Below are 13,372 nucleotides of genomic sequence, written 5' to 3'. Positions count from 1 at the left end.
AGGTTAGAGCCCGCCGGACGCTTCGGCGGGGACAGACGGGTTTTGTCCGCACAAACGATCAGGGGAGGATCATATGGACAGGAAAATGGAAACGACGCGGATCATGGCGCTGCTGCTTTCGACGGCAATGGCCGCGCCGGCATTCGCACAGGATACCGCGGAGGTTTCGGGCGGTCTTGAGGAGATTGTCGTCACAGCGCAGAAGCGCAGCCAGAACCTTCAGGACGTGCCGGTCGCCGTATCGGCGTTCACCGGTGACGATCTCGCGGCGCGCGGTGTTTCGGAAACGTCCGACCTGATGGGCACGATGCCGAACCTTCAGGTGACGACGCCCTACGGCAAGACACAGCCGAACTTCTCGCTGCGCGGCATCTCGGTGGCGAACGAATTCACTGCATCCACGGCATCGCCCGTGGGCGTTTATGTGGACGAGGTCTACCAGAGCTTCCGCGCCAGCCACGGCCAGCAGCTTTACGATCTCGACCGCGTCGAGGTGCTGCGCGGCCCGCAGGGCACGCTCTACGGGCGCAACACGACGGGCGGCGCGATCAGCTTCTTCACCAAGCGCCCCGATCTCGACGGGACGGACGGCTATCTGACGCTCGGCTACGGCAATTACGACACCAAGTCGGCAGAGGCCGCGTTCGAAGCGACGCTCATTCCCGACGTGCTCGGCATCCGCTTCGCCGGAACCCGGTCCAAGGGCGACGGCTTCATGTTCAACCCGATCCAGGATCGCGATGTCGCCACGACGGATTCGATCGCGGGCCGCATCACCGTGCGCTTCAAGCCGACCGATGCGCTCGACATCACAGTGAAGGGCTATGCCTCCAAGGACGATCCGTGGGCGGCGCTCGCCTATTCGCAGGGCCAGCTTTCGGGCGGGCGGGATGCGCTCGGCTATTCGCGCTACGATCCGCAGGCGGCGCTCGGCGGGCGTTTGCTGAAGCGCAACGAAGTGGCCTCCGACACGGGCGGTAAATACTACAGCTCCTCGAAGGGTATCGCGCTCACCATCGCCTATGATGTCAGCGACGAACTGACGCTGACCTCGATCACCGGCTACGACAAGGGCAAGTACCGGAATTCGCCGTTCGACTGCGACGGTTCCCCGAACGATCTCTGCTCGCTGCGCTATTATTCCAAGAGCGAGAACTTCAACCAGGATCTGCGCCTGACCTATGACGGCGACCGGATCAGCGTGGTCGGCGGGCTCTATTATGGCCGCGACAAGGTGGATACGCACAACGAGGTCGACTTCTTCGGCGTCCTGCGTCCGATCCTGCTCGGCGCGGGCTTGCCGGGCACCTACAGCAACCCGGCGATCGCGACGCCGGATTCGATCGGCATCCTGCCCGCGTTCGCGCTCGACCCGACGCTTGCGCCTTCGGACCCCGGTTTCTGCGCGCCGGTGAACGTCAACCCGACCGGGTTCCTCGATGCGCGTTCGCTCGTCGCGCTGCTCACCGACATCGCGGTGGACAACAGCGGCGGCGGCGGCTTCGGCGGGGCATTCTCCGCAGCGTGCCGCGCGGCGGGCGCGCCGCCGTTCAGCCCGATCCTCGGCGATCAATATTATTCGATCACGCGGCCATCGAAGGCGATCTACGGCGACGTCAGCTTCGACGTGACCGACCAGCTGAATATCAGCGTCGGGCTTCGCTACACGATGGACAAGGTGAAATATTCGAACGGGCGCACGATCCTTTACGATCTTGCGGGCAACAACATCGTGGCGAGCACGATCCCGTACAGCTTCCCCTATGATCCGAGCTTGCCTGCGGTGAGCCAGCGCGAGAGGGCGAACCGGCTGACCGGCCGCATCAACGTGAGCTACGATTTCACCGACGATATCATGGGCTATGTGAACTACAGCCGCGGCTACAGGAGCGGCAGCTTCAACGGCCTCGCCTATCAGGGCACAAATCAGGTCTATTATATCCAGCCCGAGAAGGTGAACGCCTACGAAGGCGGCCTGAAGACGCGCCTGTTCGACCGCAGCGTGCAGCTCAATCTCGCGGGCTTCTATTACGACTATTCGAACCACCAGGTGACGCAGGTGATCGGCGCCACCACCTTCACGCGCAGCGCCAACGGGCGGCTTTACGGCGGCGAGGCGGAGCTGGCGTGGCAGGCGCTCGACACGCTGCGGTTCGATGCGTCGCTCGGCCTCCTCAACAGCAAATACAAGGGCAACACGCTCGATCCCACCGACCCGAGCAGCCCGACGCGAAACGTGAACGGCAATCCCTTCCCGAACGCGCCGGAGATCACATTCTCGGCCGGGTTCGACTGGGATGTCGCGGAGATCGGGAACGGCACGCTGACGCTGCGCGGCGACACGTCCTACATGGGCAAATATTATTTCGACCCGTTCAAGGACTACGGCCAGTCGCCGTGCGACACGCCTGCGGCAGGTTCCAACATCCTGCAGGCCGGCCCCGCCATCGCCTGCGGCAATCCCGGCTACTGGCTGTTCAACAGCCGCCTGACATACGACATGGAAAACGTGTCCATCAGCGTGTGGGGCAAGAACCTGACCAACAAGTTCTACTACACCTACGGGCTCAACATCGATGTGTTCGGCCTGGATTACCTGAACCGTGGATCGCCGCGTACCTACGGCGTCGAAGTCACGGCGCGGTTCTGAAGCGGAGGCGGTCATGCGGCGTTTCGAAGGCAAGGTCGTCGTCATCACGGGCGGAGCGCGGGGCATCGGCCTTGCCTCCGCCGAGCGGTTCGCGCGCGAGGGCGCGGTGGTTATCATCACCGACGTGCTCGCGGGCGAGGTCGAGGCGCAGGCAGCGCGGCTTTCAGGCGAGGGCCTGGCCGTTGAGGCGGCGGTGCAGGATGTGACGCGCGAGGCGGACTGGGACCGGCTCGTCGCGGACGTGATCCATCGGCACGGCCGCCTCGACGTGCTCGTGAACAATGCGGGGATCGCGCGTATCGCTTCCGTGGAGGATACCACGCTCGCGGACTGGCGACTGACGATGGCGGTGAATGTGGAGGGCGTGTTCCTCGGCACCAAGGCCGCGATCGGCGCGATGAAGGAGAAGGGCGGGGCGATTGTCAACGTCGCCTCGATCGCGGGCAATGTCGGGGAGCCGCTGCTGGCGGCGTACAATGCCTCCAAGGGCGCGGTGAAGCTGCTGACGCGCAACGCGGCACTGCACTGCGCGCGGAAGGCCTATCCGATTCGCGTCAACTCGATGCATCCGGGCTATACCGAGACGCTGCTGGTTTCGGACGCCATCGGATCGATGCCTGCCGATGAAGGCGCGGCGTTCGCCGCCGAGACGCTCGCGCGCATTCCGATCGGGCGGTTTGCCGTACCTGACGAAATCGCGGGGCCGATCCTGTTTCTCGCCAGCGACGATGCGCGGTACATGACGGGAAGCGAACTCATCGTGGACGGAGGGTACACGGCGGCATGACCGAGCTTCGATACCGGCACATTTATGACGCGGACATCGCGCTTACGGCGCCCATCACGATTGGCGCGACGCCCAGCGGGCAGCGCGCGATCTTTCCGGTGGGCGGCGGCACGCTGAAAGGCGAGCGCATCAATGGCCGCTTCGTTCCGCCGGGCGGGGACTGGGCGCTGGTGCGCAGCGACGGATCGATCGCGCTCGATGTGCGCGCGACGGTGGAAACCGATGACGGTGCTTTCATCTACCTCACCTATACCGGGCGCATCGTTGCCGATCCGGCGTTGCTGCCCGCCGTGCTGGATGTGGCGAGCGCGGCGCCTGTCGATCCTTCGCGTTATTATTTCCGCACGCTCATTCTCTTCGAAACCGGCAGCCCGGCGTATGCGTGGCTGAACGGCATCTGCGCGGTCGGGATCGGCAGCACGGGGAATGGCGGCGTGCAGTACCGCACCTACGAGATACTCTGAGGGGAGGGCGAGATGGCGACGACGGCAATCGGCGGAGCGGAAACGGAGCGCGAACCCGTTCCGGCATGGGCGCGCTTCATGCTGTGGATTCACTCGCACCTGATCTTCGAGGCGAAGGGCAGCCCGCGCATCAAGGTCGCCACGGCGGTCAACCTGCACAAGATCTTCACCGTTTTCATCATCTTCGCGATGATGCGCGTGACGGGCAGTTTCAGCGATGCGGCGTGGGTCTATCTCGCGCTGCATGGCTGCTACGGCTATTGCTGGCTGATCAAGGATCTCGGCTTTCGCGACCATCAGCTCGACCGCACGACGGCGTGGTGGGGCGCGGTCAATATGTATGTGATGCTGGTCGCGTGGTACTGGCTGATCCCGTGGCTGTTCCTGTCGCGGCACATCGATCCTTCGGGGCCGCTGCTTGCCGCCGCGATCGCGCTTCACACGCTCGGCGTCGTCACGATGATCGCGGCCGATGGTCAGCGGCACTTCACGCTGAAGTACCGCTCCGGCCTCTTCACCGGCGGGCTTTATGCGTACACGCGCAATCCCAATTATCTCGGCGAGATCATGATCTATTCGGCCTATGCGCTGCTCGCGCAGCACTGGATCGCGTGGGCGATCGTGATCTACGCGACCGTCTCCACCTTCCTGCCGCGCATGTACCAGAAGGACCACGCGATCTCGCGCCATCCGGGCTGGGCGGACTATAAGGCGAAGACGGGGCTGCTGATCCCGTGGGGCCTGCTGAACGGCCGCGCGATCGCCGATCGCTTTCGGAAATCATAGGAGTTTTGCCGCATGTTCAAGGCCATCATCATCGACAAGACCGACGCCGGGCAGGCGGCACGGATCGACACGCTGGACGACAGCGATCTGCCCGCGGGGAACGTTACCGTTCGGGTGGAATATTCCACGGTGAACTTCAAGGACGGACTCGCGATCACGGGTGCTATTCCGCTGATCCAGAGCTTTCCGATGGTGCCGGGTATCGACTTCGCCGGTGTCGTCGAGGCGAGCGATCATCCGGAATGGAAAGCGGGCGACCGGGTGGTGCTGAACGGCTGGGGTGTCGGCGAGCGGCACTGGGGCGGGCTTGCGGGCAAGGCGCGGGTGAACGGGGACTGGCTGGTGCGGCTGCCGGATGCGTTCACGACGCGGCAGGCGATGGCGATCGGCACGGCGGGTTATGCAGCGATGCTGTGCGTGCTGCGGCTCGAGAAACTGGGCGTGAAGCCGGGGGACGGCGAGGTGATCGTGACGGGGGCGAGCGGCGGGGTAGGGAGTGTGGCCATCGCGGTACTTTCGAAGCTCGGCTACCGCGTCGCCGCCTCCACGGGCCGGCCCGAGGGCGCCGATTATCTGAAGGCGCTCGGCGCGGCGGAGATCATCGACCGGAATACGCTCGCCGAGCCGGGTGGGCCGATGCAGGCGGAGCGCTGGGCGGGGGCGATCGATACGGTGGGGAGCCACACGCTCGTCAACGTCTGCGCGCAGATGCGCTACGGCGGTATCGTCGCGGCGACGGGCCTCGCGCAGGGCATCGATCTGCCGGCTACGCTCTATCCGTTCATCCTGCGTAACGTGACGCTGTCGGGTGTCGACAGCGTGATGGCGCCGCGCGGCGATCGGGAGGAGGCGTGGAGCCGGCTGGCCCGTAACCTTGATCCCGCGAAGCTTGAAAGCATGATCCGCGAGATCGCGCTCGAAGATGTCATTCCCTCGGCGGGGAACATTCTTCAGGGCAAGGTGCGCGGGCGCATCGTCGTGGCGCTTTAGGCGGCGCTTTCCTTCAGCATGTCGAGCGCGACGTCGACGATCATGTCTTCCTGACCGCCGACCATCTTGCGGCGGCCGAGCTCGACGAGGATCGCGCGCGTATCGAGGCCATATTCGGTCGCGGCTTTTTCGGCGTGGCGCAGGAAGCTTGAATAGACGCCTGCGTAACCGAGCGTGAGCGTCTCGCGGTCGACGCGCACGGGGCGATCCTGCAGCGGGCGGACGAGATCCTCGGCCGCGTCCATCAGTGCGTAGAGATCGCAGCCGTGGTTCCAGCCGTGAACGTCGGCGGCGGCGATGAACACTTCGAGCGGGGCATTGCCTGCGCCCGCGCCCATGCCCGCAAGGCTCGCATCGACACGCACCGCGCCGTTCTGCACGGCGACGATCGAGTTCGCGACACCGAGCGAGAGGTTGTGGTGCGCATGGACGCCGCGCTGCGTTTCTGGCTTCAGCACGCGGTCGTAGGCCTGCAGACGCGCGGCATACTGATCCATCGTCATCGCGCCGCCGCTGTCGGTGACATAGACGCAGTGTGCGCCGTAATCCTCCATCAGCTTGGCTTGCTTCGCGAGGGGCTCGGGTTCCGACATGTGGCTCATCATCAGGAAGCCTGAAACGTCCATGCCGAGGCCGCGCGCGTGTTCGATGTGCTGCTTGGAAACGTCCGCCTCGGTGCAATGCGTCGCGACGCGCACCGAGCGCACGCCGAGATCGTAGGCGTGCTTGAGGTCGTGGATCGTGCCGATGCCCGGCAGCAGCAGGGTCGTCAGTACGCTGTGCTCCAGAACTTCGGCGACGGCACCGATCCAGTCCCAATCGGTATGCGCGCCGAAGCCGTAGTTGAACGAGCTTCCTGAAAGCCCGTCGCCGTGCGCGACCTCGATGGCATCGACCTTGGCGCGGTCGAGTACCTTCGCGATCGCCTTCACATGATCGAGGCCATATTGGTGACGGATGGCGTGCATCCCGTCGCGCAGCGTGACGTCCTGAATGTAGAGCTTGGTCTTAGTGGGGTCGAAGCTCATGCGGCCATCCTTTCCGCGATCTTCTCGGCGGTCTTCAATGCCGCTGAGGTCATGATGTCGAGATTGCCCGCGTAGGCGGGGAGATAGTGGGCGGCGCCTTCGACTTCGAGGAACACGCTCACCTTGAGGCCGGTGAACTCGCCGTCCATCTCGGGGATCCGCAGCGGACGGTTGGAGCCGATGTGTTCGAACTGCACCTTCTGCTTCATGCGGTAGCCGGGGACGTATTTCTGGACCTCCGCGACCATCGCCTCGACGGAAGCCTCGATCGCGGCGGTGTCGGCGTCTTCGGCGAGACAATAGACGGTGTCGCGCATGATGAGCGGCGGTTCGGCGGGGTTCAGAACGATGATCGCCTTGCCCCGCGTTGCGCCGCCGACCTCGACAATGGCGCGGCTCGTGGTTTCGGTGAACTCGTCGATATTCGCGCGCGTGCCGGGGCCTGCGGATTTGGATGCGATGGAGGCGACGATTTCGCCGTAACGCACCTTCGCGACGCGGTTGACGGCGTTCACGATCGGGATCGTCGCCTGACCGCCGCAGGTGACCATGTTGACGTTCTGCTCATCGAGGTTGGCGTCGCCGTTCACCGGCGGAATCGTGAACGGACCGATCGCGGCAGGGGTGAGATCGATCACGCGCTTGCCGTGGGCTTGCAGGACTTCGTTGTGCTTTGCGTGCGCACCGGCGGATGTGGCATCGAAGACGATCGCGATGTCGGCGAATTCGGGCATGGCGACAAGGCCGTCAATGCCGCCCGCGGTGATCGGCACGCCCATGCGCTCTGCGCGCTTCAACCCATCCGAGTCCGGATCGATACCGACGAACGCGCCCATTTCCAGCGTATCCGACAGGCGCATGACCTTGATCATCAGATCGGTGCCGATGTTGCCCGAACCGATGATCGCGACCTTCACCTTCGCGCTCATGCGCCTTCCTTTCCGTAAGCGAACGAGACGGTGCCGAGCCCGCCGATGGTGGTGCGCACGCTGTCGCCAGGCTGGACCGGGACCATCGGGCCGAGCGCGCCTGTGAGGATGATGTCACCGGCGCGCAGCGGCTCGCCGCGTGCCGCGAGGGTCTGCGCGAGCCACGCGGCGGCGTTCAGCGGATGGCCGAGGCAGGCGCATCCCGCGCCCAGTGAGACGAGTGCGCCGTTGACCTCAAGCGCCATGCCGCAAGTCCAGAGATCGAGACCGGCGAGGGGTTTGCGCGTTTCCGAGAGCACGAACATGGCGGACGAGCCGTTGTCGGCCACGGTGTCGGCGAAGGTGATCTTCCAGTCGGCGATGCGGCTGTCGACGATCTCGATCGCGGCTGCGACTTCGGCGACCGCCGCTTCGACATCGGCGCGCGTGATCTCAGACCCGGCAAGGTCGCTGCCGAGGATGAGCGCGACTTCCGCCTCCGCCTTGGGCTGGATGAGGCGTCCGGCCGGGATGACGCCGCCGTCGGCGACCTCCATGTCGTCGAACAGTACGCCGAAATCGGGCTGATCGACGCCGATCTGCTGCTGCACTGCCTTTGCGGTCAATCCCACCTTGCGGCCCACGATGCGGCGTCCGGCGGCTTCCCAGAAGCGTGTGTTGATCGCCTGAACGGCATAGGCGCCGTCCACATCGTTCGGCTCCAGTGCATCGCGGAGCGGCGGGATCACCCATCCCGCGTAGGCATTGCGCAGCCGCGCGGCGGTGGTTTCCAAATCCCGGCCCAAGATCGCTTCTCCTGCTTTTTCGTCGCCGACCATAAGCGCAAGCAGCGCTTGCGCACAGCGAGCCAAAGGCTCTAATTCTCATCAGGTGAAAAAAGGAATGCCATCGGTTGCCGCGCTGGAGCGGGGCCTTGCGCTGCTCGCGGCCGTCGCGCGCGATGGGGCGCGGCGATCCGCGCTCGATATCGGGCAGGAACTCGGCCTGCCGATCGCCACCACGCACCGCCTCGCCGCGACACTCGCGAAGGGCGGCTATCTACACCGGGTGCGGCGCGGGCATTTCGTGGCGGGCCCGGCGCTGCTCGCGGTGAGCGACGCCATCTCGGCGCACGCCGCGGCCGCAGAAGCGGCGCGGCCGGTGCTCGCGAAGCTGGCGCAACGCACGGGGCTGACCGCGCATCTCGGCCGCCTTGAAAACAATATGGTGACCTACCTGATCAAGGAAGGCGACGAGGCGGGCCTGTTCACGCGCGAAGGCATCCAGCTTGAGGCGTATTGTTCGGGCATCGGCAAGGTTCTGCTCGCGTACCTGCCGAGGGAGGCGCAAGCCGAATATCTCGCCAGCGCGCCGTTCATCGCGCTGACGCCGCGCACGATCACGGACCCGGACGCCTTGGGGCAGGCGTTCGATCGTATCCGCGCGGAGGGATATGCCGTGGATGACGAGGAGGTGGTTTCCGGCCTCACCTGCCTTGCCGTGCCGGTGCCCGCCGCGCGCGGCGCGGTGACGTTCGCGATATCGCTGTCAGGCTCCGGAAACTGGCCGGAACGGCGTAGGCGTGTGCCTGTGCTCATCCGGCTGCGGGATGCAGCGTTTGAGGCAGCGCAGGCAATGGCGCCGTTTGCTGCGCTTACCTCGTCCTAGGACGAGGTCAGCGCAGATCGGTGAAGGCCGCCAGCGCGTTTCGGCAATCGGTGGTGAACGTGGCGATGCTGCAGCGGCGCGGCTCGCTGCGGCCGATGAGCGCGATATGCCCGAGCGAAGACGGAAAGGGCGGATCAGCGCGGCCGACCATCACGCTGCGATCTGTTTGAGCGTGCTCGGCTTTGCCGGGGGAAGGGGGTTTTCTTCCGCCTTGGCCATCAGTGCCTGCTTGCGCGCCAGCATTTCATCGCGGAGTGCGACGAGATCGACATCCGTCTTGCGGGCCTGCGCGAACATTCCCTCGGACGGGCGCTCTTCCTCAGCGACGTGGTGTTTGATCTCCTCCGCGAGCACGGTCACCTTCGCGTCGTAGTACTGCTCGTCGGGGAACGCGTTCTGAAGTTCGTTCACGAGCACCTTGGCGCCATCGTGCTCCACGTAGGCTTCATCGAGCATGTCGTCCTCGATCTTGCCGCGCAGCGCGGGATAGAAGATTTCTTCCTCGATCATCGTGTGCACCTTCAGCTCGGTGCAGATCTCCTGGACGATGTCCCGCTTGCGCTTGGTGTCGCGCGCGGTTTCGAAGGCTTCGAACAGCGCTTCGACCTTGCGGTGGTCCGCCTTCAGGAGGGCGATCGCATCGGTGTATTCCGCCATGACTGTATCTCCTAGCCGCGAAAGCGCCCGTCCGTCGGGGAGCGCGGTTTGCTGATGATTGCGTGATTGTCTGGCCCAACGCATGGATAGGACCACGCGTTCCTCGACTCGCCGCAGCTTCCCTTGCGGTGAACGGGGCGGATCACTCCGCGGCGCTGGCGGCTGCCTCCGGGTGATCGGCGTAGACGCGCGCGATGACGGCGCAGACGAGGAGCTGGATCTGGTGATAGATCATCAGCGGCAGGATCAGCATCCCGACGAGCGGCGTCGCGAACAGCGCCGCGGCGATCGGTACGCCGCTCGCCAGGCTCTTCGTGGAACCGCAGAACACCAGCGCCACCTCATCCGCCCGGGACATGCCGAGCACGCGCGACAGCGCGAGGGAAATCAGCAGCACCGCTGCGAGCAGCAGCACGGCAAGCCCGGCGATGGTCGCGAGGTCCACGCCCGAAACGCGTGACCACAGCCCGTCGACGACCGCCGCGCTGAACGCGGTGTAGACAACGAGCAGGATCGAGCCGCGATCGAGCTTGCCGAGGAAGGCTTTATGGCGATCGACGAAGTGACCGATGAGCGGCCGGGACAAGTGCCCGACGATGAACGGTATCAGCAGCGTCACCACCACCGAGCGGATCGCCGCGATTGTATCGATCTCGCCGCCGGCCCCCTCGGCATGGATCAGCAGCCCGGCGAGCAGGGGCGTGAGGAACACGCCGATGAAGTTGGAAAGCGATGCGCTGCATACGGCCGCGGCGACATTTCCATGTCCGATCGATGTGAAGGCGATCGACGACTGGACGGTGGACGGCAGCACGGCGAGGAACATGAGGCCCGCCTTGATGTCGGCGGAAGCAATGCGGTCAGGCGCCAGCGCGATCCCGAATGCGAGAAGCGGGAACACGATGTAGGTGACGCCGAGCGCCGACAGGTGCAGCTTCACTGCACCCGCACCGCGCATGATCGCCTCGCGCGACAGCTTGGCACCGTGCATGAAGAACAGCAGCATGATGGCGAGCCGCGTGGCGATCGCGAAGGCGTCTGCGGTATCGCCCCGGCAGGGCAGCACGCTTGCAATTGCGACGACAGCGAAAAGCGCGAGCGTGAACCCGTCCGGACGCAACTTGACCAGCATGGTGACTCCCGATCCGGCGGCATTAGCTCAGGCGTTTTATGTCAGGGGCCGTGCATTTCACAATATGCAGGCCGGTGAGCCTCCGTAATCGGTAAAACCCTGACGTTTATCCGGCAAGGCCGGCGTATCTCGGGGCGGGCAAGGGCACGGGATGCGGTGCGCCGGTTTCCTCCTGAGGCTCGTCTTCGGCTGAACCGGCGGCGAGCGCGATGCCGGTATCGAGGTTCGCTGCCGCGAGCTTGCGGACAGCGGCAGGCTGAATGAGGCGCGTCGCGGCAGAAAGCTTGATCTCCGGCGCTTCGGGTTCGGGCGCAGGCGCGGGCTGCGCCTGCACGGTGAGATCTGCGGCCCAAAGCCTCCGGATGACCGCGCCCGCCACCGCAAGCGCGGATGGCCGCTGCGCGTTGACCTGGATCCGGTTTGTGAACAGCCAGACGATCAGGCGGTCTCGCGCCTCTTCGGAATGGAAATCGAACGCGACGCCGATGCGCCGACCGGTCCGGCGGACGAAACCGCGAACGATGCCGACTTCGGGGAGAACCACCTGCACGCGCTCGCCGATCGCAAGGTCGGCCGGCTCGGAGACCTCCATGCCGAGGCCGGACAGGGATATATCGCCCTTGCCGGAGGTGATCATGTGGCCTCCATCGCTGAGCAGCGACAGCGGTTGCTGGATCTCGAAGCGTTCCTCGCCGCGAATGCGCGGCTTTTCGAGGCACATCATCGCGACGAGGATCATCACGAGCATGTTGAGCAGAAGCCAGAAGCTCACCATCGGCAGCAGTTCGTCTTGTACGACGATGCGATAATCCGCGCCCATGTTCGCCACCATGCCCGCCACGCTTGCCGCGATCAGGAACATGCAGGAAAAGAGCACACGCGTTTCCCAATTCCCGCCGCCCGCGGCGGAGCCCTTGGGTGTGACCTTGAAGGCATGGCCGTGCGGCTTGACCAAGGTCTGCAGGACGACGGGGAGAATGCGGAACATCTGGAACACCGCGAGGACCTGCGCCGCCAGCGGATAATAGCGACCGGGCGCAAGTAGTGTGATGCCCACGAGCAGCGCCAGTATGAGAGGCAGCAGGTAGCTGGTGAGACTTGGCAGGTCGACGTCGATCATCGGCGACAGATTGAACAGCATGAACATGATCGGCATCAGGATCGCGAAGGCCGATTGCAAACCCTGCGTGATCCATGCCGATGGCAGGAACATCAGCCGGTGCCGCAGCTTGAGGCCGGGACCGAGCGGGCCTTCCTTCAGATAGAGAATTTGGATCGCGCCCTGCGCCCAGCGCTGCCGCTGCACGAAGAACGCCGCCGTGCTCTCCGCCGCGAGGCCATAGGCCAGCGGCTCGTTGAGATAGCGCGTGACATAGCCTTGGCGCAGACTCGCCAGCGTCAGCAGCATGTCTTCGGTGATCGACCCTTCAGGGAGGCCGCCGCCGATGTCCTCGAACAGCTTGCGCCGCGTGACCGAATTCGAGCCGCAGCAGAACGAGGCATCCCAGCCGTCGCGGCCGGGCATGATGGCTTCGAAGAAGAAGCGCTGATCGTCCGGCATCGCCTGCTGCAGGCCGAGATTCGTCTGCATCGGATCGTGGTTGTAGAAGCTGTGCGGGATCTGGACGATCCCGATCTTCTCGTCTTCGAAGAAGCCCATCGTGCGCAGCAGGAAATCGCGCCTCGGCACGAAATCGGCGTCGAACACAGCCACATAAGGCGCGGTCGTGAGCGTGAGGGCGTGATTGATGTTTCCAGCCTTGGCGCCCTTGTTGTCGGGGCGGTTGATGTAGCCGGCGCCCTTGGCGACGCAGAGGTCGTGCACCCACTGCCTGCGCCCATCATCGAGCACCCAGATCCGCGCGTCGGGCCAATTGAGCGCAAGGCACCCGAGGATGGTTTTTTCCAGAACGTCGCGGGGCTCGTTGTAGGTGGCAATAAACACGTCGACAGGGGGCAGCTTTGCTGCGTTCTCGGTCCATCGCGCGCGGAGCAGGGCTTCGCCTGCGTCGGCTTCGGCGGATCGGTCGGTAGGGCGGGAGAGGATCGCGAGCAGGATCGCGGCGTCAAACAGGGCCGCGAGTTCCACTGTGAGGCAAATGAGCGGCCACCACAGGTCGCCCGGACCGCCAGACCACGGAATCGTCCGCGTGATCCGCCAGTGGAGATAGTAGAGAAGCGTGGCACCGATGGTCGCGATGAGACCGGCACGGCTATAGTGCACCCCGCCGAACAGGATCAGCGCCCCAAGCACAAGGGCGAGGGGCGCCAGCGTTTCGATCAGTGGCAGCGTGTTCAAGAC

Annotated in this window: 13 protein-coding genes; 6 read left to right on the top strand and 7 right to left on the bottom strand. The window is 64.9% G+C overall.

Annotation, left to right across the window (positions count from 1 at the left end):
* Positions 1–73 precede the first annotated feature (73 nt).
* From AAC014_RS04795 to AAC014_RS04775, 5 genes are read left to right on the top strand one after another with little or no spacing between them, the layout of a single operon-like run.
* Positions 74–2,650 carry a TonB-dependent receptor gene (locus tag AAC014_RS04795; protein WP_339704785.1) on the top strand — a complete coding sequence of 859 codons (2,577 nt, stop codon included), beginning with the start codon at positions 74–76 and terminating at the stop codon, positions 2,648–2,650.
* Between the two features lie 13 nt (positions 2,651–2,663).
* Positions 2,664–3,437 carry a glucose 1-dehydrogenase gene (locus AAC014_RS04790; RefSeq protein ID WP_339704782.1) on the top strand — a complete coding sequence of 258 codons (774 nt, stop codon included), beginning with the start codon at positions 2,664–2,666 and terminating at the stop codon, positions 3,435–3,437.
* Complete coding sequence (locus AAC014_RS04785; RefSeq protein WP_339704779.1) at positions 3,434–3,901, top strand: DUF3237 domain-containing protein; 468 nt, start codon at positions 3,434–3,436, stop codon at positions 3,899–3,901. Before AAC014_RS04790 ends, AAC014_RS04785 begins: the two co-directional genes overlap by 4 nt.
* Before the next feature lie 12 nt (positions 3,902–3,913).
* Positions 3,914–4,687 carry a DUF1295 domain-containing protein gene (locus AAC014_RS04780; protein ID WP_339704776.1) on the top strand — a complete coding sequence of 258 codons (774 nt, stop codon included), beginning with the start codon at positions 3,914–3,916 and terminating at the stop codon, positions 4,685–4,687.
* A gap of 12 nt (positions 4,688–4,699) precedes the next feature.
* On the top strand, positions 4,700–5,677 hold the full coding sequence (locus AAC014_RS04775; protein ID WP_339704773.1) for an MDR family oxidoreductase: 978 nt from the start codon (positions 4,700–4,702) through the stop codon (positions 5,675–5,677).
* On the opposite strand, the gene dmpG is transcribed toward AAC014_RS04775, so the two are convergent.
* From dmpG to AAC014_RS04760, 3 genes are read right to left on the bottom strand one after another with little or no spacing between them, the layout of a single operon-like run.
* Complete coding sequence (dmpG, locus tag AAC014_RS04770) at positions 5,674–6,705, bottom strand: 4-hydroxy-2-oxovalerate aldolase (RefSeq protein ID WP_339704770.1); 1,032 nt, start codon at positions 6,703–6,705, stop codon at positions 5,674–5,676. The two genes, AAC014_RS04775 and dmpG, sit on opposite strands and share 4 nt — an antisense overlap.
* The gene (locus tag AAC014_RS04765) at positions 6,702–7,634 is read right to left on the bottom strand and encodes an acetaldehyde dehydrogenase (acetylating) (RefSeq protein ID WP_339704767.1); all 933 of its coding nucleotides are present in this window, start codon (positions 7,632–7,634) and stop codon (positions 6,702–6,704) included. The genes dmpG and AAC014_RS04765 overlap by 4 nt, the downstream gene beginning before the upstream one ends.
* Entirely contained in the window at positions 7,631–8,452 is an 822-nt protein-coding gene (locus tag AAC014_RS04760) for a fumarylacetoacetate hydrolase family protein (RefSeq protein ID WP_339704764.1), read from the bottom strand. Before AAC014_RS04760 ends, AAC014_RS04765 begins: the two co-directional genes overlap by 4 nt.
* A gap of 64 nt (positions 8,453–8,516) precedes the next feature.
* Between AAC014_RS04760 and AAC014_RS04755 the strand changes: the two genes are divergently transcribed.
* Positions 8,517–9,281, top strand: a complete 765-nt coding sequence (locus AAC014_RS04755; RefSeq protein ID WP_339704761.1) for an IclR family transcriptional regulator — start codon at positions 8,517–8,519, stop codon at positions 9,279–9,281.
* Between the two features lie 7 nt (positions 9,282–9,288).
* Here AAC014_RS04755 and AAC014_RS04750 read toward each other — a convergent pair whose 3' ends face one another.
* The 4 genes from AAC014_RS04750 to AAC014_RS04735 form a co-directional block, all read right to left on the bottom strand.
* Entirely contained in the window at positions 9,289–9,435 is a 147-nt protein-coding gene (locus AAC014_RS04750) for a hypothetical protein (protein WP_339704758.1), read from the bottom strand.
* Positions 9,432–9,938 carry a hemerythrin domain-containing protein gene (locus AAC014_RS04745; protein ID WP_339704755.1) on the bottom strand — a complete coding sequence of 169 codons (507 nt, stop codon included), beginning with the start codon at positions 9,936–9,938 and terminating at the stop codon, positions 9,432–9,434. The genes AAC014_RS04750 and AAC014_RS04745 overlap by 4 nt, the downstream gene beginning before the upstream one ends.
* A 142-nt stretch (positions 9,939–10,080) precedes the next feature.
* Positions 10,081–11,070 (bottom strand): bile acid:sodium symporter family protein, encoded by a 990-nt coding sequence (locus tag AAC014_RS04740; protein ID WP_339704753.1) that lies wholly within the window; start codon positions 11,068–11,070, stop codon positions 10,081–10,083.
* A 106-nt stretch (positions 11,071–11,176) separates the two neighbouring features.
* The gene (locus AAC014_RS04735; RefSeq protein WP_339704750.1) at positions 11,177–13,369 is read right to left on the bottom strand and encodes a glycosyltransferase; all 2,193 of its coding nucleotides are present in this window, start codon (positions 13,367–13,369) and stop codon (positions 11,177–11,179) included.
* Positions 13,370–13,372 lie beyond the last annotated feature (3 nt).

Source organism: uncultured Sphingosinicella sp., from assembly GCF_963974575.1.
Lineage (GTDB): Bacteria > Pseudomonadota > Alphaproteobacteria > Sphingomonadales > Sphingomonadaceae > Sphingosinicella.
Note: the sequence above shows the minus strand (reverse complement) of the source record. Positions and strands in the feature narration are given on the sequence as shown.